This window comes from Bradyrhizobium sp. 604_D8_N2_3 (genome assembly GCF_051810765.1).
Taxonomy (GTDB): domain Bacteria; phylum Pseudomonadota; class Alphaproteobacteria; order Rhizobiales; family Xanthobacteraceae; genus Bradyrhizobium; species Bradyrhizobium barranii.
In genome coordinates, this window is record NZ_JBPWPM010000001.1 from 2,443,948 (window position 1) to 2,466,648 (window position 22,701).

Here is a 22,701-nt window from a genome sequence, read left to right on the forward strand (position 1 = left end):
TAGTTCTGCCGCCAAGCCGCCTTATTGGATGTCTGCAATTGGTCTCCGGCTTTGAACGAGGCGTCTCGTTCGGGAAGCGTGAAATCAGATGAAGGCGGCTCTCATCCTCGTTGGCTTCAGTACACTCGCGGTGATGGAGCTTGAGACGGCGCCCCGCATGACCAAGCCCGTGAACGCGCCGCCTGTTCAGGCGACCGTCGGGTTACGCGTCTCAGCCGATACGCTGACGACGGCAGACCGGCTCGGGACCCCGCACATGCACATGCAATTTGAAGCGCCTCCGCAGCTGGTCTCCTTGAGCGAACCGATGCCTCCGCCGGATCAAACGGCGAATGTTGCGCCAGAGCCTTTGAAGATCATCGCGCCACACCAGCGCACCGCAAGCGGGAGAAAATTCGCGGTCATGCTGCCCAGACCTCGGCCCGTGCAGGAAACGTCCAAGGCATTTGCGAATGCCAAGCGCGCCAAGCCAGTCGCGGAGGTCAAGCCCTGCCGGTCAGGTGTCTTCGATGGCCTGTTCAAGGCATTGAACCTGTCAACGGGATGTCAGAGCTAGCCCTAAGATACCTCTCTATCAGCGATATCGTTTCCGCCACGCCGGGTTCACGCGGCCACGGTATCAATCGAGCGGCGTATCACCTGGCGCACCTCTGCATTCGACAGGAACAGGTCGTGGTTGATAACGCCCCAGCCTGCCTCGGACGCATCGACCACGCGCACCCCGAGCCCTTCGATGGCGGTCTTCTCGGCAGCGCCGACCCGTGTCATCCCACCAGCGAGTTGCCCCGACAACGCCAGCGCGCGGTCGTTCGTTGCGGCGATGACGGTGATCTTGCGCGAAAGCGGACCGATGCGGTTGATCGACGACGAGAACACGTCCATGTCGATGTCCGGCGCGGCGAACACCACGGCCCCGATCCTGCCCGCAACGGCGTCACCGGATCGCGCATAGAGCTGGCGCAGGCTTTCGAGCGTCAGCATGGTTCCCATGCTGTGCGCGACGATGTGGACGCGGCCGGCGCTTGAACTCGTCACGACGGATTGCAGCACGCGTTCGAAGCCATCGCGGGACCACATTGCGCTGTCGCGGTCATAGGCGTAGTCGAACAGTCCAGCCTTCGAGGGCCAGGAGAATACCATCGTCTGGCCGCGGAACCTGATGCCATCGGAGAGATGCGCGGCATCGAGCGCCGCTGTCTCGAACGTCTGCTTGAAGCCGTGCACGTAGATCAGGACGTCTGGTCCGCCGCCGGCCTGCGCGACAAGACTGCCGACATCGCCCGATACCGGCTCGATCCCATCAAGACGCCAATCGTCAAGTCCGGCTGCAGCCAGAGAAAAACGGCTGTCACCAGGCGCCACAAGCTTCGCTCGTGCGACGGTCATCGTAGAAGCCCGCTCCGGCCCAAACCACGGCTTCGACCGGCCGCCGTTCACTGGCTTGCGCGTGGTTACGACGAGCAACGTAGGGTCGACCGAGAGCGACGAAGCGTCGTACCGTGCGCCGGTAGCACCCAGGCTGGCGCATCCGCCCAACGCGACGACGCAGGCTGAGGACGCAAGCCCGCCAAGGAGCGCACGGCGGGACGCAGTCACTTCGTGTTGCACTAGACGTCGGATGATCACGCAGAACCTTTGGGAACTGCCCCCTGGAGGAGCCCGCCCCCTGCGCGCGTTCCTGAATGATGATGGCGGCGAGAATAAGGGCGGGGCGCCCCACGCCGCTTGTTCCAAATGCGGATTGAAATCGTCGAATAATCAAACAGGTTTTGGTTCCGCCATGCGGAGGTTCGATCCCTCACAGGCCTAGTCAGCTGGCAACCCGACGGATGCGCCGGGCTGCCAGCTGGATTCGGCCAACTCAGGACTTCGTGGGGCTGCGGACCGCCACGCCGGGATCGATCGTCTGCGACGGTAGGCGGCGTTCGGCGGGGCGCGCGACCAGCAGATAGAGAACCAGAGCGAGCAGCGACGTTGCCGCCATCACCGCCGTCATCGACAACGCGGTCCGCCCGTCGAAGCGAAGTGCGACCAATCCGCTCGATATTGCGCCGGCGGTCAGCTGAATGCTTCCGGCGGCAGCGCTGACGGCGCCCGCGATCTCCGGGAGACGCTGCATCGTCGCGCTCATCACGTTCGGCACGCTGAACCCGAAGCCGAGTGCGACCGCCATCAGCAGCGCAACCACGAGTGACGTGGGCATCCACCCGGCCAACGTCATCGCGAGCAGGGCGGTGCTGGCGGCGGCCGACAGCGTCAGCCCGGTTGCGAGCATGCGGGCGGACTCTACGCCGCGCCGGCCGAGCTGGCCGTCGAGAAAGGCGCCGACCATGACGGCCCCCGAGCATGCGCTGAAGATCAGGCCATATTGCTCCGGGCGCAGTCCGATGGCGCCGACGAAGAACAGCGAGGCGCCGGTGACGTAGGCAAACACGGTCGCGCCGCCCGCGGCGCCGACCAGGATGAAAGGCAACGACACCGGATGCGTCAGCACCTGGCGGTAGCTGTCGATGACGGCCGAAAGCCCCAGGCGGCCGGCGCGGTCGGTCGTCGCAGTCTCCGCGAAGCGAAACATCACCACGACCAGCAGCATGAGACCGATCCCCGCCTGGACGGCATAGATTGATCGCCAGCCGGCGATCGCCAGCAGGGCGGCTCCGGCCGTCGGTGCGATCACGGTCGCGACATTGACCGTGACCATGACGTTGGCGATCTTGCCTCGCGCGGCGTTGCCGTCGAAGAGATCGCGAATGATGGCAAAGGTCGTTGCGGTGGCGGCGGCGCCGATGCCCTGGACGAAGCGGCCCAGCAATAGAACCGGCAGCGAGGACGCTTTCGCGCAGGCAAGGCTTGCGGCGACGAACAGTACGAGGCCGAATGCCAGAATCGGCTTGCGGCCCAGGCGGTCGGAGATTGGTCCGTAGATCAGCGGCGCGGTGGCGAGGCTGAGCATGAAGGCGCTCATGGTCAGCCCGACATCCGACGCGCTCGCGTCGAGCGTCGCGCCGGTCGCTGCCAGCGCCGGCAGATTGATGTCGATGCCGGAATAGGGCACGGCCGCCAGAAAACCGAGCAGCAACGTGAAGGCGAAGGATGCGGGGTCGATTTGCATGGACGGTTATCCGGTTCCGGCTTGTTCGATGTGCATGAGGTGATGGAGGTGCGGTCGCCCGCCCTCCATCGTCGCGTTCGGCGATTACGCGCGCCGTTCGGCGCGCCGCCCCCGGCTTGCCGCCATCGCGCCGGTGTGCGAGCTCTCGTCGGCCACGAGCTCGCCGATGACCCGGAGGATTTCGGCCCGCGTGTCGATCCCGGCGAATTCGTCGGCGATCTGCGAGGCACGCGACTGGAAGCGGGATTGATCGAGCACCGTCCGCACCGCGTCGCGCAATGCCTTCGGTGTTGGCTCGTTGGTCGCGAGGTTGATGCCGACCCCGGACCATGCGACCCGCGCGTTGACGTCGGCCTTGTCTTCGGTCAGCCCCGCGGTGACCAGCGGGATGCCGAAGCTCATGGCCTGGTTGACGCTGCCATAGCCGCCGTTGGTGACGAGCACGTCGACGTTCGGCAGCAGCCATTCGAACGGCAGATAGCTGGCGATGCGCGCGTTCGACGGGATCTTGCCGGGGATGGCGTCAATCGGGCGGCCGCCTGCCGTCACGATCACCAGGATGTCTTCCTCGTCCGCGAGGGCCGCCAGCGTCGGGGCAACCAGCAGATTGAAATTGTGATTGGCCACCGTTCCCTGCGTCACCAGAACGATCTTGCGCGATCCGCCGAGCTCTTCGGCCCAGGACGGCGGCGGAACCTGGTTGGCGATGATCGGCGGGGTGCCGACGAAATGCACTGAGGGCGGAATCTCGCGAGGAAATTCGAAGCTTGGCACCGACAGTTGCAGATAGGCATCCCCGAGAGCGACCACGGAATGGAACATCGGCATCGCGATCGGCCCGACCCCGAGAGACTTCAACGCCCGGTTCAGGCGCATCGACACCGGCTGATCGACTGCCGCATCAAATTCCCGCGCCATGGCCGCGTAGCGATCGCGCTCCTCGTCGGTCTTTGCCGGCGGCAGACCGAGGAAATTGGGCCCGCCGTCCTCGCGCGCCCAATGCAGAAACGAGGTCCCGCAGAGCGCGATGGGAGGCCGCTGCGAGCGCGGTCCGAGCAGCATCGGCAGCACACCGAACAGCATGTCGTCGGCGACAATGATGTCGGCGGGGAATTGCCGCAGGATTTGCAGCAGCCCCTGGTGCTGGGCCGGAATGGCGTCGACGAAGATGCGCTCGCAAGCAACACGGAACCACTCCAGTCCCGGCGGAATGGTCTTGAGTTCGGGGAATCGCGAGAAGACGTCGTTCGGATCGAAGTCCGCGTCCTCGGGAAGGGGAAAGAACTTCACGCCGCTGGCTTCGACGCGGGCACGAAAGGCGGTGCCCGTCAGGAAAGCGATCTCGTGACCATCTCCACGCAGGATTTGCGTGATCGCCAGCATCGGATTGAGATGACCCGTCGCAGGTGTCGAAGCGATAAGAATCTTCATGTGAGTTGACCTCTTGATGATCGATGCACGGTCGCCCCAGAGCGTCCGGTCGAGTAAGAGGCAATTGAAGCGATCGCCGTTACGCCAAGACTTCCGGCGGCAGCGAAAATGGTTACGGCGGCAACGCATCGTGGCGCTGCCAAGGCCGGGCAAAAAAAGTTCGGTGCGAAACCGGTGACATCCTGCCAGCAGCGATAATGCTGGCACAGGATTACAATTGTAACGCGAGCGGCGGGCGATGAAACGGCACGGAAACACCGCGCTGTTAATCCGGCAGACCTCCGCATGGCACACCTTCGCAGATATTGGCGCGTTGGCGTCGGCCGAAATTCATTTTTGACGATCCGGATGTCGCGCGGCATCGGTCGCACCCAATTCATTGAGGACTGGCATGGAAAATATTGTCGCCCTGATTGCGATGGTTGCGTTCATCGCGTTTCTGGCCTGGCTGGGCGTTCGCGCCGCCCGGACGAAATCTGCTCTGGCGAAGTGGAGCGGCATGGTGCTGACGGCCGTGCTGGCCGTCTCAGTGTTCGGCGTCGCCGCTTTGACCGCGGTCGGTATCGTCCGGCAACACGCCCGTTCTGCACCGGTCCCGGATGTGAAGATCGAGGCGACACCGGACCAGATTGCCCGAGGCATGGCCGTGGCCGACGGCTTTTGTGCCGCATGTCACTCGCAGACCGGGACGCTGACCGGCGGCGGCGATGTGGCCAAGGATCTCCCGATTCCCATCGGCGCGTTCGTGCCGGCCAATCTCACGCCCGCCGGCGTCTTGAAGAATTGGTCCGATGCCGAGATCTTTCGAGCCATTCGCAACGGGATCGACGCGAGGGGGCGCTGGCTGGCGATCATGTCCTTCACCAATGCCGGCCGGCTCAGTGACGACGACACCAAGGCCGTGATCGCCTACATCCGCAGCCTGCCCGCGAGCGGTGCGCAGACCCCGGATCCGCCGGATCGCTTCAGCCTGCTGGGCATCGTGATGCTGGGCGCCGGACTGTTGCCGGATGCGAAGCCCGTCTTCACCGGCGTGATCACCGCGCCGCCGAAGGCGCCGACGGCGCTCTATGGCAAGTACCTGCTGTCCTATCAGGATTGCCGCGAATGCCACGGCAGGGATCTCGGCGGCGGCGTGCCGGGACAATTGCCGCCGCTCGGACCGGACCTCGGTATCGTCAAGAACTGGAGCCTTGCGCAATTCGTCGACACCATGCGCACAGGCGTTGATCCGAACGGGCATCGGCTCGGCGAGCAGATGCCGTGGCGGCCGATCGGGCGGATGGATGACGACGATCTCGCCGCGATCTACCAGTACCTGTTGGCTCTGCCGGGCTCCTGATGAGTCCGTGAAGCCCGCAAACGCCCGCGCCCTGCGGGGCCGGGCAACAGCCTGCGCAGCACATCGCAGTCGCTGAACGACAGCGCAGGCCGCAGGCTTCCTATCGCCCCAAAGTAGTAAGCGTTGGGATCACAATTATTCACGTATGCGACATCCGGTGGAATTAGCCGCAGAATTACCCTGTTGCGGCGTCATCACGGCATCATAGATAGGTTCAGTGTGTGCCGATGACCGCGGATATCCCGTTCTATTTTGAGCGATTCCAATTCGGACGACATCAATATCATTTCACCACAGCCGGACGTTGACGTTCGCAATTTTTAAGTACAGCTCACTCGGCGGACGGCGAATTTTGAGAGTATGGAATGCTTGCAGATATTGGCCACATCGTCGTCGTCGATGACGATCCGACGTTAAGGCAAATGGTGATCAAATATCTCGAGGAGCACAATATCCCGACAAGGGCGGCCTCCAACAGATCGGAATTGAACCACTATCTCGATGGCAGCCAGCCGAGCCTGATCATCCTCGACCTTCGGCTTGGTCAGGATGACGGTTTGGACCTGTTGAGGGAAATCCGGTCGCATTCCGACGTGCCGGTCATCATCACGACGGGCCATCGCCCCGACGAGATCGATCGCATCGTCGGGCTCGAGCTTGGCGCCGACGACTACATCATCAAGCCGTTCTCGTTGCGTGAGCTGCTGGCGCGCGTCCGCGCGGTGTTGCGGCGGCAGGAGATGGGACGGGCCGCGCGCGCCCGCGATCCCGAGCGCGGGGGCTATCGCTTCAGCGGCTGGAAGCTCGAACGCCGCAGCCGAAAGCTGACCGATCCCGACGAAGCGCCGGTGCCGTTGAGCAAGGGAGAATATGCGCTGCTGCTGGCCTTTCTCGAGGCGCCGCAGCGTGCCCTGACCCGCGAGCATCTGCTGCAGGCGACCCGCATCCATGAGGATATTTTCGATCGCAGCATCGACGTCCAGGTGCTGCGGCTGCGGCGCAAGCTGGAGACCGATCCGAGCGCGCCGCGCGTCATTCAGACCGAGCGCGGCGTCGGCTATGTCTTCGCGGTGCCGGTCGATCCGTTCTAGAAGCAATTGGCGGATTGCAATTGTAGCCAATTTGCCGATGGCGGTGACCTTGGCGTAACAGCGGGCCGTCAGATTGCCTCCCACCAACAGCGTGTGGGAGATTTACGATGGAGAAGTATTCTCACAGTGTGAGCCGCGTTGCCTTGCCGGGTCACATGGAACTCGACAGGGCGAACTGGGTCGCACGATCTGACGGTCGTGGCATGGTCCGTCTCGGTGCGATTGCCGCGAGGCATCGCGCGCCGGACATCGCTTCGCCACCGGACGTGCCGCCTGCCGGGCAGGATCAGCCCGTCACCACATTCTGGTGGGCGGTCTTCGCCTCCTTGATGGAAGGCTTTGCCCTTTACGGGGCGGCCTTGCATCCGACAGCAGCCGCGCCGGTTCAGGCGATGCTGGAGGCCACGAGAGATTGCCGGTCGCCCTCGGCGGGTCGCGAGCCCGCGGAGAAGCGCGGCAACGATGGAGCCGACAACAATGGGAATGACAATAATGGGAATATCGTCAGGCTCGATCGCGCCGAGCCACGCGATGCGCGACTGGAGCGGAGCTGGAATCGGCTGGGGTCGCTCGGCGCGACCCTCGGGACTCTGATGGACCTGCCTGCGCACTGGCGTCGGGAACGTGAGATCAGGAAGGCCGTCGCTGCGTTGATGGAGTTCGATGACCGGACCTTGCGGGACCTCGGGATTTCCGGCAGGTCGGACATCGAGCGGGTGGTGAGGTACTGCCGTGATTGCTGACACCATCGCCCGGAGCATGTGGCGGCCACCTTCGCGAAATCATCCAGCTTCGATCAAAATTCCTTGAGCAGCCGCGACAATTCTCGCTTCACCCCCACATTGCTGGGCGTGCAGCAGTTCGCCAGATTTCTCGGGGCCGGACGAGGTGCCGGCCTTCGACGTTGCGCGATCGTGATTTGCGCACTGGTGCCGTGCTCTCTGAAGGTCTCTCCGGCACCGTCGCAGTCGCCGTCTGCCTTCGTGTCGGTCCGCAAGGATGAGCCCATCACGCCCATTCCGGCACCGCCGGCAATCAATCCGCTGAAGGTCAAGCTCGGCGAACGACTGTTCTCCGATCGCAGGCTGTCGCACGACAATTCACGCAGTTGCGCATCGTGTCACGATATCGCGACGAACGGCGCGAGCCCGAGGCAGCACGATGTCGGCCCCGACGGGGCGGCGATCGCGCTCAACACGCTCACCGTCTTCAATGCGGCGCTCAGCTTTCGCTTCGGCTGGGAAGGAAAATTACGCAACATCGAAGCCGATACCAGGGCGTCGCTGGAAAGCCCGCGCACCATGGCGAGCAGCTCGGTCGAGATCGCAGAGAAGCTCAATGCCGATCCCGACATGCGCGAGAGCTTCTTCGCGGCTTACGGCCACCGCCCGGAGCGCGGCGATGTCGTCGACGCGCTCGCGAACTTCCAGCGCACGCTGGTCACGCCGGGCGGCAAGTTCGATCGCTGGCTGGCGGGTGACGCCGCGGCGCTGTCGGAGGACGAGCTGGGCGGCTACCAATTGTTCAAATCGCTGGGCTGCGCGTCCTGCCATCAGGGCGTCAATGTCGGCGGCAATCTGTTCCAGCGCCACGGCATATTCCACCCGCTCGCATCGCCCGAGCCGAAAATTCTGCGCGTGCCGAGCCTGCGCAACGTCGCGACCACGCCGCCGTATTTCCATGACGGCAGCGCGCCGACGCTCGATGACGCGGTTCGCAAGATGGCCTTTGCCCAATTGAACGCCACGTTGACGGAGAAGCAGGTCAAGGCGCTCGTCGCCTTTCTGAACAGTCTGACCGGCACCTATCGCGGCGCGACTGTCGGAGGCTCCCCATGAAATTTGCCCCCGCCGTGATCGGCGTAACCTGCGTGCTCGCCCTGCTGACCTGGCTGTTGTTGAACGGGCTGAACTTCAATTCGGTGCGTTACGACCGTCAGCTCCAGGCGCTTGGCGACTTCACCCGGTTCGAACGCGCGATGACCAGGGAAGTGCTGACCGCGCGCGTCGGCCTGTCGCGCAACTATGACAAGCTGGTGCAGATGACCGATGCCTATGACGACGCCCTGACGCGGCTGCGCGAAACGCCGGGTCTCAATGCCGAAGAGACCAGGGCCATCGATGTGCTGTCGGCACGCGCCCTCCGGCAGGAGGATCTGGTCGAACGGTTCAAGAGCCGCAACGCGCTGCTCCAGAACTCCTTTGCCTATTTCGGTCTGTTCAGCGACAAGTTGGCCGAGTCGGATCAGCGGGCGCTGGTCACCGCCGCCTCCGCATTGGCGGCGGCGATGCTGCGCCTGACGCTCGATACGTCGGACGTCGTGGCGCGTCAGGTCCAGGGTCGATTGGAAGAGCTGGCGCTCGTGCAAACGCCGCCGCAGGACATGGATTCGGTCCGCGCGTTGCTGATGCACGGGGAGATGCTGCATGACCTTCTGCCCGACATCGACACGATCGTGAAGACGCTCGTCGCCGAATCGAACAACCGCGAGCAGGATGCCGTATTGGCATTGATCACCAGGCGTCAGCTCGCCTCGCGGGCGTCGGCGCGCCGGGTACGCCTGTTGCAGTTCATGACGTCGCTGCTGCTGCTCTGCGGCGTGGTCTATTTCGGATTGCTATTGCACCGGCGCGCGGTCACGCTGCGCCGCCGAGCGGCGTTCGAGCACGTCATGGCCGGCATCTCGATGCGGTTCATCGATTCGAGCCGCGAGAGGATCACCGCTGACGTCGAGACCGCGCTGCAACAGCTCGCCGGATGCATCGGTGCGGATCGCGCCTATTTCGTCGGCGCGACCGGGACGACGACAAGCACCTATCGGTGGTCCCGCGACGGGATCGCATTCGAGCCGGGTTGGCCGGATCGCGCGCTGAGCCTCGCGCCACGCTTCGACAGTGGCGAAGGCGGTATCGTTTATATTCCCAAGGTCAAGGCCGCCCATCCCGACGACACGATGAACCTGCTCGAGGACGCTGGCGTCGGCGGCTGGCTGTGCGTGACGGCGGTCAGGGGACATCGCGATGAAATCCTCGGCTTCGATACCGTGCCGGCCGGGGCGCTCGCATACTGGTCCGAAGTCTCGTTGTTTCGCATGGCGTTCGACGCCATCGGCAACGCGATCCGCCGGGTCCGGCTCGAAGGCGAGAAGGAGCGCTTGCAGGCGAGCCTGCAACAGGCACGCCGCATGGAAACCCTCGGCACCTTTGCCAGCGGTATCGCCCATAACTTCAACAATATCGTCGGCGCGATCCTCGGCTATGCCGAGATCGCCGAAGCGCGAATCCGGTCGGGAGGCCGGCCGGCCGGCAGCCTTGCGGAGATTCGCCGTGCCGGCGAGCGGGCGCGCGAACTGGTCGAACAGATTCTCGGCTTCGGCCGCCGCGGCGAGGGCAGGCGGGAGCGTGTCTGTGTCAGGACCCTGATCGACGAAACCAGATCGCTGCTGGCGGCTTCGTTGCCTTCGCACGTCCAGTTCGAGGTGAATGAGTCGGCCGAAGAGGCCACCGTGATGGGCGAGCCCGCCCAGTTGCAGCAGGTGATCCTGAATCTTTGCAACAATGCGGCACAGGCGATGACGGAGCCGGGTTGCATCGAACTCGGCATCAAGGTGCGCGATCTTCAACAGCCATTGTCGATCGGACGCAGTGAGGTCGGCCCCGGCCGCTTCACCGTGATTTCGGTCACCGATCCGGGGCCGGGAATGGACGAGGCGACGCTGGAACGGATATTCGAGCCCTTCTTCACGACGCGTCCGGACGGCAACGGCATCGGGCTCGCAACCGTTCGCGAGATCGCGGAGCAATATGGCGGCGCCGTCGCCGTGCAGAGCGAGCCGGATGCGGGCACGCGCTTCGACGTCTGGCTGCCATCCGGCGATCCCGACGAGGCGGTGCCGGTTCAGCACAGCCCCGATCTTGCGTTCCGTGGCGCGGGCGAGACGGTGCTGGTGCTCGACACCGATCGCCGTCGCCTGTTGCGCCATGAGGAAATCCTCGCGGCGCTGGGTTATGAGCCGGTCGGGTTCACCAGGCTGGCGGAGGCGATCACTGCCTGCCGCACCGCGCAAACGCGCTTCGATGCGGCGCTGGTGTGTCACATGCCCGGAGGCTCCTCGATCGAGCTGGCTGCGGCATTGCACGCGGCAGCGCCGGCCTTGCCGATGATTCTGGCGAGCCCATCGACGCGCGAGCTGGCGGTGCCGTCGCTGGAGACGTCAGGGATCACCGAGCTCGTTCATCACCCGCTGATATCGGCGGAGCTCGCCGGCGTCCTGGCGCGGAGCGTCGCCTCGTCGGCCGCACGACGACGCGTGAGGCGGTCCGCCGCGGCGCGGTAGAGCGTTTTCGAGCGAAGCGGATACCGGCGCGCGCGAAGAAAGCGCGTCAAAACAGGAATCCAGAGCTGGCGCACGACAATCGGCGATCGCGGTTGCAATGGTAACGCGATGTCGCCGCGGGCGAAATGGTCGAGTAGCCGGGACCTCCTATCCATCGCATGCGCATCGTCGCAACGTCACCGCGATAGGAGAATGATGATGTCAATCAGACTTGGCGTGACCGTCGTCGCAGCTACGTTTCTGTTCGGATCGGTTTCCAGCCTCAGGGCTGCCGGAGGCGCAAGCGCGCCTGTGACCATGTCCTCGCCTGGCAGTGTGGACGCAATGAAGTTCGCGGACCTGTCCCGGCAGGCTCCCATCGGTCACCGGCAGCCGCGACGCAGCGACGTGCCCGGGTCGACGCAAGCCTCGCCCCAAGACGCGGAGCTGCAGCGGCTCGACAGGGAGATCGACCGCCGGCTGATCATCTGCCGTGGCTGCTGATGGCCGGCCGAGGTCACGGATGGCGCGCGCCGTAAGGCGCGCGTTCGCCATCTCCTATCCCTCGTATTGATCCGGCCCCATCGCCCAGAGCGACTGATCGTGGCCGAATGCGTAATTGCGGTTGTTGATCGCCGGATTGCGATTGACCATCGGCCGCATGAACATCGGATGGGTCGCGCTGCGGACCTCGTGCTCGACCGTGAAGAGATGCCTGCCGCTGTCGAGATCGACGATGTCGCAGAAGCGGTACTGGTATTGATTGTCCTCGCGCGAGATCAGGTCGCGCGCCAGCAGTTTGCGGTAAGGGCCGGAGAAGTCGGTGATGTACATCTGCACGTGGTGGCCGTCGTAGTCGCCTTGGGGCCGATCGGTCTCGCGGAACAACAGATGCTGGTCGCGGCCGGTCTTCACGGCGGCGACCTGGCCGTCGCCGTTTCGCAAGCTTGCGGGCATGCCCATGATCTCGGGGTAGAAGGCGCAAATCGCCTTCGTGGTGCCTTCCGGCACGTCGAACTCGACATAGGGAATGCCGAGCGCGATGCGGCCGAAGCGTGCGGCGTCCGGCTCGTAGCAGCGCAGTCGGTTGCCCCACGGACAGATCGCCTCGACATGATCGTTGTGCTCGGCGAATGCGAACGCCGTGCCCTCGAGCTTCTTCGCGACCGACGCGAGCCGCGCCAGCAGCGCCTCGCGGCCCTCGATGACCAGCCCGACATGGCCGCGCAGCACCTGCGGCCTGCCGCTCGGCAGGTGAAACTGGCTCCGTCCGGCATTGATCCACATGTTGGTGTCGGACACCATCAGGTAGGGATCGCGGGTCAGTCCAAGCCCGGTCACGTAGAACAGCGTGGCGAGGCGCTGGTCGGGGACCTGGATGTTGACGTGCTCGAAATGGATCGCGTTGCCGAGATCTTCTGCGGATCGATCGAATTGTTGCGGCATGGATGTGCTCTGGCTGGGGGGACTGAGAGATCGATACTAGAGCAGAATTTCCGCCGGCCGAAACTGTTCGCCGATCACATCTTGAGGGCAGGGGCATGATGTCCGTTGCCGCCTTGCCGTGGCAGCCAGTCCCTGTAATCTGGCCAGAACATATGAATATGGGAAGGGATCGATGGGAGGAGTTTTGGAGGGCGTGCGCGTCCTCGATTTCGGGCGCTATATCGCAGGGCCCTATTGCGCGACCTTGCTGGCCGAATTCGGCGCCGAGGTCATCCGCGTGGAAAAGCGCGACGGCAGCGAGGATCGCTTCGTGGCGCCGGTCGGCGAGGGCGGCGAAGGCGCGCTGTTCCTGCAGGTCAACCGCAACAAGAAGTGCATCACGCTCGATCCGATGAAGCCGGAAGGGCAGGAGGTGATGCGCCGCCTGATCGCGACCGCGGACGTCGTCGTCGCCAATCTGCCGCCGCAGACCCTGCGCGCGATGAAGCTCGACTACGACTCGCTGAAGGCGATCAAGCCCGACATCATCCTGACGACCGCCACCGCGTTCGGCGGGCCGGGGCCATGGTCCGACCGCGTCGGCTTCGATGGCGTCGGCCAGGTCATGTCGGGCTCGGTGTACATGACCGGTGCTGGCGACCCGCCATATCGGGCCGCGGTGAACTGGGTCGATTTCGGCACGGCGCTGCATTGCGCGTTCGGGACGCTTGCAGCCCTGATCGAGCGCGGCAAATCCGGACGCGGGCAGATCGTCGAGGGCGCGCTGCTCGCCACCGCGCTGTCCTTCACCAATGCCACGCTGATCGAGCAGGCCGTCATCAATGTCAATCGCGTGCCGACGGGCAATCTCGGCCAGACTGCAGCACCGGCCGACATCTACCGCACCAAAGACGGCTGGGTGCTGTGCCAGGTCACGGGGCATCCGCTGTTCAAACGCTGGGCGAAGCTGATGGGTGAGGAGGACCAGTGGCTGAACGATCCGCGCTTTGCCGACGACATCAGCCGCGGCAATAACGGCCCCGTCATCAGCGCGCGGATGGCGCGCTGGTGCGCCGAGCGCACCACGCAGGAGGCTGTCGACACGCTGGGCAAGGCCATGATTCCGACCGGGCCCGTCCTCAGCCCGCAACAGGCGCTGGACCATCCGCATATTCGCGCCGCCGGCTTCATGCAGGATGTCGAGTATCCCGGCCTGCCGAAACGCGCACCCGTGGCCCGCGCTGCCGTCCGGCTGTCGGAAACGCCCGGCGAGATCGCATCGCGTCCGCCGACGCTCGGCGAGCATACCGACCTCGTCCTGACGGAGCTTGGCTACGACGTGGCTGCGATTGCGGCGCTTCGGCAGGGCGGGATCGTCTAGGAAGCGCGCGCGCCTCACGCTAGGAGATTTTCATTGAGGACTCCGGTGGTCGTCAATACCATGGCAAGGTATTGATCGATCAAGCGTTCGACCGACGTGGCGGGGATGGTGGCAGGTTCAAAGAGAGCGCGTGGAGGCAGCGGCCGCGTCAAGCTCGAGGAGGTCGCCCGCAAGGCCAATGTCTCGACCGCGACCGTCTCGCGCGCCTTCAACGAACCCGACAAGGTCTCCGAAGAGGTCAGGCAGCGGGTCAAGGACGCCGCACGCGCGCTGAACTGGATTCCCAATGCTGCGGGACGGGCGCTGGCCTCGCGCCGGACGCATATCGCCGGCGCCATCATCCCGACCCTGGACGACGAAATCTTCGCCCACCAGATCGGCGGCATGCAGACCGTCTTCAGCGAACGCGGCTTCACGCTGTTCCTGGGCTGCTCGAACTACGATCCGGACGAGGGCTTGCGGCAGGCCGAAGCGATGCTTGCGCGCGGCGTGGAAGCAATTGCCGTGGTCGGTGAAAATCATCCCCCCGAGCTCTTTGACGCGTTTAACTCGCGCGGCATTCCCTATGTCGTGACATACTCATACAACAAGCTGTCACCGCATCCGTGCATCGGCTTTGACAATCGCGCCGCGTTCAGCCGCATGACGGAGCATCTGCTGTCGCTCGGCCATCGCCGGTTTGCCGCCATCTTCCAGCCGGACACCAACAACGACCGCGTCAAGGAAAGGCTTCGCGGCGTCAGCGAAGCGCTCGCGGCCGCGGGTTTGGAAATTGCGGCGCAGGATCTGATGATGGGTCCCTCGACGCTGGAGTTCGGCGCGGCCAGCTTTGCCGGATTGATGACGCAAGCCGTCGACATCCGGCCGACCGCGATCGTTTGCGGCAACGACAATCTGGCGCTCGGTGCGTTGATGGCCGCGCGGGAATGCGGCCTCGACGCGCCCGGGGATTTTTCGATCACCGGCTTCGATGATCTTGCGATTTCATCGCGCTTTTCTCCGGGGCTTACGACGATGAAGGTCGACAATCAGGAGATCGGTGTCCTGGCGGCCAACGAGCTCCTCGCCGTGATCGCGGGCCGGCAAGCGCAGGCGCAGTCGCGCGAAGTCGTGCCTGTTCTGAAAATCCGCGACAGCGCAGGTCACGCGAGGGGCGCCTGATCCCGCAGAGAGCGGTCGTCTCTTCGATAGCGCGCCTGGTCCCGCCAAGAGGGCGGCTTCCCGCGCAAAAGGGCCGCTTGACTCCTCATATGTAAGCGCTTACATAGCCGCGTTTTAAACGCCATGAGCGCAACCGGCGGGCCCCTCGCCGGATGAGACGGAGAGGAAACGACAATGCGGAATAGCGTTTTGCGGTGGGCCAGAAACTGTTCGATGGCGGTTTCGCTGCTCTTGCCGATGATGGGAACGGCGAGCCCCGCGGCCGCCGAGGAGAAGCTCGTCGTTTGGTGGAACAAGGGCTACTACAAGGCCGAGGAAGACGCGCTGCTCGCCGTCATCAAGAAGTTCGAGGCCAAGACCGGGGTCAAGGTCGAGCTGTCGCAATATGCGACGCAGGACATGATGCCGAAGCTGGTGGCGGCGCTCGATGCCGGCAGTCCGCCCGACGTGACCTATGCGGACACCTACCATTTCCAGGGCGCCGGCAAGTGGGCCTCCGAGGGCAAGCTGGTCGATCTCGGCTCCGTGCTCGCACCGATCAAGGGCGAGTTCTCCCCGCAGTCGCTCGAAACGGTCATGCTGTACAACGACAAGACCAAGGCGAAGGCCTATTACGCCTTCCCGCTGAAGCAGGCGACGCTGCATCTGCATTATTGGAAGGACATGCTGGAGGAGGGAGGTCTCAAGGAGACCGACATCCCGAAGGACTGGAAGGGCTATTGGTCGTTCTGGTGTGACAAGGCGCAACCGGCCGTGCGCAAGGCGTCCGGCAAGCGAATCTACGGCGTCGGCCATCCGATGGGCGTCGACGCCACCGACAGCTTCATCTCGTTCCTGGTGTTCATGGACGCCTACAACGTCGTGCTGGTCGACGACAACGGCAAGCTCCTGGTCGACGATCCCAAGGTGAAGGCGGGCCTCGTCGCCGCCATGACGGACTATGTCGAGTTCGCCGCGAAAGGCTGCACGCCGCAATCGGCGACGAGCTGGAAGGATCCCGACAACAACGTCGCCTTCCACAACAAGACGACGATCATGACCCACAATTCGACGGTTTCGCTCCCCGGCAAATGGCTCGACGACGCCGGCAACGAGACGCTCACCGCCGAGCAGCGCGACGAAGCCAAGAAGAACTATAATGACCGCATCCGCACCATGGTCTGGCCCAACAAGCCGGATGGTACGCCGGTCCACACCCGCGCCTCCGTGGTGGTCGGCCTGATCTTCGAGCAGGCCAAGAACAAGGACCGCGCCAAGGAGTTCGTCTCGTTCCTGCTGCGCGACGAGAACCTCCAGCCCTATGTCGAAGGCGCGCTCGGCCGCTGGTTCCCGGTCAAGACGGCCGCACAGAAGTCCGCCTTCTGGGACGGCGACGTTCATCGCCGCGCCGTGCGCGACCAGTTCTTCGCCGGCGTCGGCGGCTACGAGATGAGCAAGAACTACAAGTTCACCACCCTCAACAACGAGAACGTCTGGATGAAGGCCGTGAACGCCATCGTCACCAACAAGGTGCCGGTCGACAAGGCCGTCGACGACATGATCGCACGCATCAAGGAAGTGGCCGGCAACTGATCGCCGGCCCGAACAGCTACGCTCACGCGTTGCAAGACGCGTGAGCGGCAGGCTCCTGCCTGTCAACAATTTCAACGCCTGGGAGCCGATTTGTGACCGCAACCATCAAGGGCATCATTCCGCTGATGCTGACGCCGTTCACCGAAGCCGACGCAATCGACTATGCGGGCCTCGAAAACCTCGTCGAATGGTACATTGCCAACGGCGCGGATGCGCTGTTCGCCGTGGCCCAGTCGAGCGAGATGCAGTTTTTGAGCCTCGAGGAGCGGGTCGCGCTGGCGCGCTTCGTCGTGCGGCAGGCGGCGGGCCGGGTGCCCGTCATCGCGTCAGGCCACGTCAGTGAATCCCGCGACGATCAAGTGACCGAGCTGACCTCCATCGCCGCGACCGGCGTGGACGGACTGGTGCTGGTGACGAACCGGTTCGATCCGAAGGGGCAGGGCGGCACCGTCTTCATGGATCATCTGCGCCATCTGCTCGATGCGCTGCCCGCCGATCTTCCGCTCGGCCTCTACGAATGTCCCGCGCCGTTCCGGCGGCTCATGTCCGACGACGAGCTGGCGTTCTGCGCCGAGAGCGGGCGCTTCGCGATCCTCAAGGACGTGTCCTGCGACCTCGAGACGGTGAAGCGTCGCGTGGCGCTGACGAAAAACTCCTCGCTCGCCATCGTCAACGCCAATGCGGCGATCGCCTTCGACGCCATCAGAAGCGGATCCGCCGGCTTCACCGGCGTGTTCACGAACTTCCATCCCGATCTCTACAAATGGCTGTTGACCGATAGCGCGCGGCATCCGGCGCTGGCGGACGATCTCTCCGTCTATCTCGCCCTCGCGGCGATGGCCGAGCCGATGGGATATCCCAAGCTGGCCAAGCTGTACCATCAGAGGCTCGGCACGTTCGCCTGCGCCCACAGCCGGACCATCGATTTCGACATCCGTGAGCGCTTCTGGGCGCTCGATGCACTGCTCGACAAGATCATGCAGGGGCAGGCGAGCTTCCGCGCAAGGATCGCGGCCACGCGCTGATCGCGGCTCTCGCAAATCTCGATGATATGGGGCGATCGTCGCGTGACTGCGGCAGAGCGGCACCATCTATCGGATGCGTACTGGGCTCGTGCCCTCACTCCGCGCTGCGCTTCCAGGCGCCGGTGCCCAGCTTGCCCGTGATCACCGCGAGTGTATCGCGGATCTCGTAGGCGCCGCCATCGCTATAACCCGAAAGGCCCCTTCGGGCTTGTAGGGTCCAGTGGCCATTTGCAGCAATCATCGTGCCTTCGTGCGGATGGGCCGAGCGCTGCGGCACGGCGTGGAATTTGTAAGTGCCGTCGTTCATGATCTGCCAGATCCAACGCGATTGTCCGCGGCGGCCCGGTACCATGATCTCCCAGGTGCCCACCAACGCAGGATCGATCGTCGATGACATCGACGCGCCTGACGGTGCCGGGGACGCGACAGCCGGAAGCGGGGCGACAGGTTCCGCTCCCTCGGCGCCGCCCTTTGGTTGCCCGGCCAGGTAAATCCCTTGCGAGACAGCGAGCCCTAGACGAACGGCTGCTGCTCGTTTCGGGTGGCTTCCATCACTTCGTCGCGGACGTTGCGGAACATGAACGTGACCTCGACGCCCGGTGTCTCGATGTTGCGAAGGAGCGCCGCTGCAAACGGACTGTTACGCGTGTCGCCGTCAAGCGCCGTGGTGCCGTCTCGTGCGGCATAAGCGACCAGAACGTTGCCGACGGGCTCGATGCGACCGAGCCCGCCGGTCGGCGTCCCCCGGGTGGCGAGCGTGCGGTTCATCCTGGCGGCAAATGGATTATTGCGGCAGGCGTCGAGGATGACGAGGCCAAGGCTCGTGGTATTGGAAACCTGCAACATCACGCTCTGCAGGCTGATGGCTTCGTTTGCCGCGTCCGTGTCCCGCTTCAGTTCTGCGTCGATCGGGATCAGCCAGTTTTCGCCATTGATCTCCATGCCATGGCCCGCGAAATACACGGTCGCCATATCGGCTCCGGCGGCGTCGCGCCCCAATGCGATCAGGCCGCGACGCATCTCGTCGAAGCTGGCATTGGTGACCAGACGGACCGAGAAGCCGAGCCGCTTCAGCGCTGCAGCTATGTCGCCGGCGTCGTTTGGCGGATTGAGCAGCATGGGCACGTTCCTGTAGGCGCCGTTGCCGATCACCAGCGCGACGCGCCTGCCTTCCGCCGCGGCGCCGGTCGGCATCAGGCCTGCCGCGGCAGTCGCAAGGGTCAGTCCCGAAACAAATTCGCGTCGGTCCATTGGGATCTCGCTTGCTTGAACGAGATCCATCGTACAACAACCGATTTGGAGTAGCCACGGGTCGAACTCAGAGCGAGCTGCCGCCGCAGATGACGAGTTGCTGTCCAGTGATGGCGGCCGCTTCCGTCGAGAGCAGGAAGGCCACGGCGGCTGCGACTTCCTCCGGGCGGATGAAGCGGCCGATCGGCGGCAGCTTTGGCATGACATTGGCGCGCGAGGGATCCTTCAGCATCGGCGTCTCGGTTGCGGCGGGGGCAACGACGTTGACGGTGATGCCGCGAGGTGCGAGCTCGAGCGCCCAGGACCGCGCCAGCGCGACCAGCGCCGCCTTGGTCGCGGCATATTGCCCGCGGCCCGCGGCGCCCGATGCGGTGCGGCTGCCTATGAAGACGATGCGTCCGCCGTTCGGCAGGCGCGGCGCCAGCGCGTTGGCGAGGCGCCCGGCGACGTCGACATGCAGCCGCCACATCGCCGCGCCGTCGTCATGGTCGAGCGATCCGAGCGCACCGACCTTGAGCAGGCCCGCGGCATGAACCAGCGCGGTCGGCGTGAAGCCTGCCAAGGCGTCGGCAATGCTGTCGACATCATCGAGGTCGAGCGACAAATGATCGAACGCCGGATGGTCGAACGTCGCAAGGCGGCGGCTGATCCCGGTGACGCGCCAGCCGTCGCGCAGCAGCTGCTCGACGATCGCCGCACCAATCCCCGAGCTTGCGCCCGTCACTAGCGCGTGCGGCCTCTTGTCCATGCTCTCAGTCCCGGATGGCGCGCTTCACCCATGGCTCGGTCACGCGCACATATTTGATCGCGCGGCGATGGAAGGTGAAGGCCATGTGGATCGCCCCGTCGGCGGTCTCCTTGACCGAAGGATAGGACAGTTCGCGATTGGTCTGATCGCGTGAATTGTTGGTCATGCAAAGGCCGTCACCGGTCTCGACATTGCGCTTGCTCCACGTCCGCCCGCCGTCGGCGGAGACGGCCAGCGTCATCGGCGCCCGCGGCGCGCCCCAGAACGCGGTGCGTTCATCCGTTCTTTTGCCGTCGCCGGCGAGCACGGGCGGCAAATCGTCCTCGATCTCGTCATAGAGCGAGAGGCGGCGCCCGGTCGCATCCCTGGCGCTGGAATCGTTGAAGACCAGCGCGAGATGACCGTTGCCAAGTCGCGTGACCTGGATCGAGGAGTTGTTGTTGGGCAGCACGGTCTGGACCGGCGCCGACCAGGTGCGGCCGTGATCGGTGGACCGGCTCTGATAGATGTTGTCCGCCCAGCGGCTGCGGTAGAGGGCAATCAGCGAGCCGTCGTCGAGGCGCGCGATACACATATGCACGCAGCCGCGGCTGCCGGGGACGTCGACGTCGCGCCAGGTCGCGCCGGAATCGGACGAGATCTTCACCGCGCTGGTGTCCTCGTCGCCGTTCCATTTCCGTCCCGGGGTGCTGTGGCAATAGAACACCGGCAGCAGCCAGTCGCCATTGTCGAGCACGACGATCGGCTGCCGGATGAAGGTGCCGCGGCCGCGCTGCTCGGGAAACAGCGTCTCGATCGGGCCCCAGTTCTTGCCGTTGTCGCGGGAGAGGCGGCGGCGGATCAGCGCGGTGTCCTGGTTTCCCGCCAGCTGCGCCGTCCACATCAGCCACAGCGTGCCGTCAGGTGCGGGAAACAGCACCGGGTTCTGCTCCGAACGTCCGTTGTCGTCGGACAGCTTTTCGGCCGGAGACCACTGCGTCGCGCCGCGGGGCAGGCGCGAAAAATAGACCGAGATGTCCGACATGCCCTCCTGCGTGCCGCCGAACCAGACGCAGGCCAGATCGCCGTTCGCGAGCGGCATCAGATTGGCGGCGTGGTTCTGCACGCAAGGCGAGGGAATGAAAGCGTCGGACCGGTCGGGATCGCCGGCGGCCGGGCGAACGACGTCGTCGGCGGCGGTCCCGATGTCGGTGGTCACGATCTCGGTATCGATGATCATGTCGAAGTCCTTTCCATCAATGCATTTGGCTGCGACGTCGCGGCGGCGGCCGGAGCGCGGCCCATCACCAGGCGCTCGACCGCCATCACCACCAGCGGTGTCGCGGCCGCGACATACATGTTGTCGATACCGAAGGGGTTTCCGAGCATGTACCAGGCCGTCGTCGAGATCGCGGCGCCGATCAGGCCCGCGGTGGCGCCGCGGTTGCTGGCAAACAGCGGCAGATAGAATCCCATCATCGCGATGATGGTGATCGACAGGCGCAGCGCGCGCGTGAAGAACGACAGCTTGAGGATTTCCGGGATGAAGAAGACGAAGACCAGCGGTGCAATGCCGATCGCCACCGAGAACAGGCGGGTCATCTTCAGCTCCCGCTCGGGCGTCGGCTTCCAGTAGGGGACGTAGAAGTCGCGCACCACCAGCGAGGCGATCGCGAGCGCAACCGTGCAGACGCTGACGAAGATCGAGGCGACGAGCGAGGTGGTCACGAAAGCCGAGGCCAGCGGCGGCATCTTCTCCAAAAACACCGGCAGCGCGTAGAGGCTGTTCATGTCGGGATAGAGGAATTTCGCCGCGACGCCGATCAGGGCGAGCAGAAATCCGAGCGGCAGGCAGAACGCCGCCGCATAGAAGGTGGCCCTGCGCGCGTCATCAGCGCTCGGCGTCGAGGAGATCGCCTGCACGATGAACTGGGTCGAGAAGATCGCGCCGACGGTGCCGAAGGTCCAGGCGAAGATGGTCGCAAAGCCGATCTTGCCGTCCCAGCTGAAGTAATAGGCGGGCAGCTTGGCCTGGATCGGCGCGATGCCGCCGGTCAGCGACATCGCAACCGAGAATATGATGACGATACCGACGACCTTGATGGCGCTGTGCAGGATCGTCACCCAGGCGACGCCCTTCAGCCCGCCGAACACGTAGTAGAAGGTGCTGACCACGGCGATGATGCACATCGCAACGGGCATGCTGACATGCAGTGCGGTGGCGATCGCGGCTGCGCCGCTCACATAGTTGCCGACGTTCACGAGCAGCAGCGCGTAGATCATGATCACCGACACCGTGAGCATGGTCGACTTGCCGTATTTCTGCGCGATCGCCGCCGAGATGGTGTATTCGCCGGAACTGTAGAGCTTCTTCACCATCAGGAACCCGAACAGCAGGAAGCCGATCGAGGCGCCGAGCACGGCCCACCCCGCCGCGATGCCCGACTGGAACGCTTCCTGCGCCGTGCCGACGGTCGATTTGGCGCCGACGAATTCGGACATCATCAGCACGCCGACGACCACCGCCGGCATCGCGCGTGCGCCCGTCATGAACTGATCGCTGGTCCTGCTGCGCAGTTTGAACGTGAGCCAGGACGTGAAGGCGATGTAGGCGACGATCATTGCGACGATGAGCGTGCTGTCGCCATTGAGGATGGCTTGCATCGATGACGTTTCCTCTGGTGGCGCGGATGCGGTGTTGTGAGCCCGCTTGGTCCCGCTGCAGTTTGTTCGGAATGCGAACAATTGTTCTTTAATTTCATTATTCCTGCCCGCACGTCCCGCGTCAAGCGCGCGCAGCGGTGCGGTGCTGCAACGCGCCCGGTCGGGCAGTCATCGCCGCTGCATGTTCAAAGGGTTGCAGGCCAA

General features: G+C 64.4%; 20 protein-coding genes. 11 read left to right on the plus strand and 9 right to left on the minus strand.

Translation table 11 applies throughout. The annotated features are described in order from the left end of the window. Window positions 1-88: 88 nt before the first annotated feature. Entirely contained in the window at window positions 89-556 is a 468-nt protein-coding gene (locus tag AB7245_RS11510) for a hypothetical protein (RefSeq protein WP_085404540.1), read from the plus strand. A 47-nt stretch (window positions 557-603) separates the two neighbouring features. Here AB7245_RS11510 and AB7245_RS11515 read toward each other — a convergent pair whose 3' ends face one another. The 3 genes from AB7245_RS11515 to AB7245_RS11525 all read right to left on the minus strand — a co-directional run bounded on the left by AB7245_RS11515 (window position 604) and on the right by AB7245_RS11525 (window position 4,543). Next, window positions 604-1,626, minus strand: coding sequence for an alpha/beta hydrolase (locus AB7245_RS11515; RefSeq protein WP_085404539.1), 1,023 nt, complete (start codon window positions 1,624-1,626; stop codon window positions 604-606). Window positions 1,627-1,861: 235 nt separating this feature from the next. Further along, complete coding sequence (locus tag AB7245_RS11520; protein WP_085404538.1) at window positions 1,862-3,112, minus strand: multidrug effflux MFS transporter; 1,251 nt, start codon at window positions 3,110-3,112, stop codon at window positions 1,862-1,864. 84 nt (window positions 3,113-3,196) lie between these two features. Next, the gene (locus tag AB7245_RS11525; protein WP_085404537.1) at window positions 3,197-4,543 is read right to left on the minus strand and encodes a glycosyltransferase; all 1,347 of its coding nucleotides are present in this window, start codon (window positions 4,541-4,543) and stop codon (window positions 3,197-3,199) included. A 391-nt stretch (window positions 4,544-4,934) separates the two neighbouring features. Between AB7245_RS11525 and AB7245_RS11530 the strand changes: the two genes are divergently transcribed. The 6 genes from AB7245_RS11530 to AB7245_RS11555 all read left to right on the plus strand — a co-directional run bounded on the left by AB7245_RS11530 (window position 4,935) and on the right by AB7245_RS11555 (window position 11,795). Further along, window positions 4,935-5,885, plus strand: coding sequence for a c-type cytochrome (locus tag AB7245_RS11530; RefSeq protein WP_085404536.1), 951 nt, complete (start codon window positions 4,935-4,937; stop codon window positions 5,883-5,885). A gap of 365 nt (window positions 5,886-6,250) precedes the next feature. Further along, window positions 6,251-6,976, plus strand: coding sequence for a response regulator (locus AB7245_RS11535; RefSeq protein ID WP_085404535.1), 726 nt, complete (start codon window positions 6,251-6,253; stop codon window positions 6,974-6,976). A 107-nt stretch (window positions 6,977-7,083) separates the two neighbouring features. Next, complete coding sequence (locus AB7245_RS11540) at window positions 7,084-7,719, plus strand: DUF1127 domain-containing protein (RefSeq protein ID WP_085404534.1); 636 nt, start codon at window positions 7,084-7,086, stop codon at window positions 7,717-7,719. 186 nt (window positions 7,720-7,905) lie between these two features. Next, window positions 7,906-8,814: a cytochrome-c peroxidase gene (locus AB7245_RS11545; RefSeq protein WP_234678505.1), complete on the plus strand. Its 909-nt coding sequence runs from the start codon at window positions 7,906-7,908 to the stop codon at window positions 8,812-8,814. Further along, a complete protein-coding gene (locus AB7245_RS11550) occupies window positions 8,811-11,312 on the plus strand; it encodes a two-component system VirA-like sensor kinase (RefSeq protein ID WP_085404533.1) in 2,502 nt (833 codons plus the stop codon). The genes AB7245_RS11545 and AB7245_RS11550 overlap by 4 nt, the downstream gene beginning before the upstream one ends. A gap of 198 nt (window positions 11,313-11,510) precedes the next feature. Beyond that, window positions 11,511-11,795, plus strand: a complete 285-nt coding sequence (locus tag AB7245_RS11555; RefSeq protein WP_135215059.1) for a hypothetical protein — start codon at window positions 11,511-11,513, stop codon at window positions 11,793-11,795. A gap of 54 nt (window positions 11,796-11,849) precedes the next feature. Here AB7245_RS11555 and AB7245_RS11560 read toward each other — a convergent pair whose 3' ends face one another. Then, complete coding sequence (locus tag AB7245_RS11560; RefSeq protein ID WP_085404532.1) at window positions 11,850-12,737, minus strand: VOC family protein; 888 nt, start codon at window positions 12,735-12,737, stop codon at window positions 11,850-11,852. A 172-nt stretch (window positions 12,738-12,909) separates the two neighbouring features. On the opposite strand from AB7245_RS11560, the gene AB7245_RS11565 reads away from it, so the two are divergent. From AB7245_RS11565 to AB7245_RS11580, 4 genes are all read left to right on the plus strand, one after another. After that, entirely contained in the window at window positions 12,910-14,097 is a 1,188-nt protein-coding gene (locus AB7245_RS11565; RefSeq protein ID WP_085404531.1) for a CaiB/BaiF CoA transferase family protein, read from the plus strand. A 105-nt stretch (window positions 14,098-14,202) separates the two neighbouring features. Beyond that, complete coding sequence (locus AB7245_RS11570) at window positions 14,203-15,258, plus strand: LacI family DNA-binding transcriptional regulator (protein ID WP_085404530.1); 1,056 nt, start codon at window positions 14,203-14,205, stop codon at window positions 15,256-15,258. A gap of 213 nt (window positions 15,259-15,471) precedes the next feature. After that, window positions 15,472-16,830, plus strand: a complete 1,359-nt coding sequence (locus AB7245_RS11575) for an ABC transporter substrate-binding protein (RefSeq protein ID WP_085404529.1) — start codon at window positions 15,472-15,474, stop codon at window positions 16,828-16,830. Between the two features lie 92 nt (window positions 16,831-16,922). Further along, window positions 16,923-17,855: a dihydrodipicolinate synthase family protein gene (locus AB7245_RS11580; RefSeq protein ID WP_439034242.1), complete on the plus strand. Its 933-nt coding sequence runs from the start codon at window positions 16,923-16,925 to the stop codon at window positions 17,853-17,855. 94 nt (window positions 17,856-17,949) lie between these two features. Here the strand turns inward: AB7245_RS11580 and AB7245_RS11585 are convergent, their stop codons facing one another. The 5 genes from AB7245_RS11585 to AB7245_RS11605 all read right to left on the minus strand — a co-directional run bounded on the left by AB7245_RS11585 (window position 17,950) and on the right by AB7245_RS11605 (window position 22,497). Beyond that, on the minus strand, window positions 17,950-18,252 hold the full coding sequence (locus AB7245_RS11585; protein ID WP_085404527.1) for a hypothetical protein: 303 nt from the start codon (window positions 18,250-18,252) through the stop codon (window positions 17,950-17,952). A gap of 116 nt (window positions 18,253-18,368) precedes the next feature. After that, window positions 18,369-19,106 carry a caspase family protein gene (locus tag AB7245_RS11590; protein WP_439034243.1) on the minus strand — a complete coding sequence of 246 codons (738 nt, stop codon included), beginning with the start codon at window positions 19,104-19,106 and terminating at the stop codon, window positions 18,369-18,371. 67 nt (window positions 19,107-19,173) lie between these two features. Then, the gene (locus tag AB7245_RS11595; protein ID WP_085404525.1) at window positions 19,174-19,854 is read right to left on the minus strand and encodes an SDR family NAD(P)-dependent oxidoreductase; all 681 of its coding nucleotides are present in this window, start codon (window positions 19,852-19,854) and stop codon (window positions 19,174-19,176) included. A 4-nt stretch (window positions 19,855-19,858) separates the two neighbouring features. After that, window positions 19,859-21,073 (minus strand): sialidase family protein, encoded by a 1,215-nt coding sequence (locus AB7245_RS11600; protein ID WP_439034244.1) that lies wholly within the window; start codon window positions 21,071-21,073, stop codon window positions 19,859-19,861. After that, the gene (locus AB7245_RS11605; RefSeq protein ID WP_135215061.1) at window positions 21,070-22,497 is read right to left on the minus strand and encodes a sodium:solute symporter family protein; all 1,428 of its coding nucleotides are present in this window, start codon (window positions 22,495-22,497) and stop codon (window positions 21,070-21,072) included. Before AB7245_RS11605 ends, AB7245_RS11600 begins: the two co-directional genes overlap by 4 nt. Window positions 22,498-22,701: the final 204 nt, after the last annotated feature.